We start from the raw sequence: 812 nt of genomic DNA, 5'->3' as shown, positions 1-812 counted from the left end.
CCGGCCAGGACGCCTTGGACGAAGTAACGCTGGAAGGCGAAGAAGACGACCAGCGGGACGACCAGCGACAAGAACGCGCCCGGCGCGAGGATGTCGATGTTGCCGGTGAACTGCCGCATCTGGGACTGCAACCACTTGGTCATCGGCTGGGAACTGGTGTTGGCGAACACCAGCGACACCAGCATGTCGTTCCAGACCCACAGGAACTGGAAGATCCCCAGCGAAGCGATCGCGGGCCCGCCCAGCGGGAAGATCACCTTGATGAAGATCGTCCACTCCTTACCACCATCCATCCGCGCCGCCTCCAGCAGATCCCGCGGGATCCCGGCGAAGAAGTTCCGCAGCAAGAAGATCGCGAACGGCAACCCGAACGCCACGTGGAAGGCCACCACACTCGGGATCGACCCGAAGACCCCCAGCCACCCGTACAGCCTCGCGACCGGGATCAACCCGACCTGCACCGGAACGACCAGCAACGCCACCACGATCAAGAACAACCAGTCACGACCGGGAAACTCCAGCCACGCGAACGCGTACGCCGCCAGCGAGGCGATCCCCACCACCAGCAACGTCGCCGGAACCGCGATCAACACCGTGTTCCAGAACGAGTCCACGAAATCCGGCTTCGCCAGAAGATCGCCGTAGGCCTTGAACGTCAACTGCGACGGCGCGGTGAACACATGCCACCAGCCCGAAGAGTTGTCATCCTGCTGCGACCGCAACGACGCCACGAACAACCCCAGCGTCGGCACCAGCCACACCACCGCGACCAGGATCAACACGACCTGGACCACACCACCACCAACACGCGA

1 protein-coding gene is annotated in these 812 nt (G+C 63.4%); it reads right to left on the bottom strand.

From position 1 onward, the window contains the following. Window positions 1–812, bottom strand: an 812-nt coding sequence (locus ACFFNX_RS51610; RefSeq protein ID WP_378213844.1) for a carbohydrate ABC transporter permease, incomplete at both ends; no start/stop codon positions are given.

Origin of the sequence: Actinoallomurus acaciae, assembly GCF_042429965.1 — a bacterium.
GTDB classification, from domain to species: domain Bacteria; phylum Actinomycetota; class Actinomycetes; order Streptosporangiales; family Streptosporangiaceae; genus Actinoallomurus; species Actinoallomurus acaciae.
This window is presented reverse-complemented; position numbering and strand designations above follow the sequence as displayed.